Raw genomic sequence first — 417 nt, 5'->3', positions numbered from 1 at the left:
TTGGCCGCCGCTGCCGACAGCTACGCCCGTGCCCGCCTGGCCGGTCACCCGGTGATCGCGCTGCTGGTGGGCAAGGCGATGTCCGGCGCCTTCCTCGCCCATGGTTACCAGGCCAACCGCCTGATTGCCCTGCGCGACCCCGGCGTGATGGTGCATGCCATGGGCAAGGCTTCGGCGGCGCGGGTAACCCTGCGCAGTGTTGAAGAGCTGGAAACCCTGGCTGCCAGCGTGCCGCCGATGGCCTATGACATCGACAGCTATGCCAGCCTCGGCTTGCTCTGGGAGACATTGTCGGTCAGCCAGATCGAGCAGCCCACCACCGAAGATGTGGCGCGGGTCAGCGATTGCCTGGTGCAGGCGATCAAGGATGTGCAGGCCGGCGGTCGGGACCTGAGCGGTCGCCTGGGCGCCACTAAC

The 417-nt window shown here is 67.6% G+C and carries 1 protein-coding gene; it reads left to right on the top strand.

The features are described from left to right. Positions 1–417, top strand: a 417-nt coding sequence (locus tag HX846_RS39125; protein ID WP_306173219.1) for a biotin-independent malonate decarboxylase subunit gamma, incomplete at both ends; no start/stop codon positions are given.

It is taken from the genome of Pseudomonas sp. K5002 (assembly GCF_013386655.1).
GTDB lineage: Bacteria > Pseudomonadota > Gammaproteobacteria > Pseudomonadales > Pseudomonadaceae > Aquipseudomonas.
The sequence above is the reverse complement of the archived record's forward strand: the minus strand, read 5'-3'. Positions and strand labels throughout refer to the sequence as shown.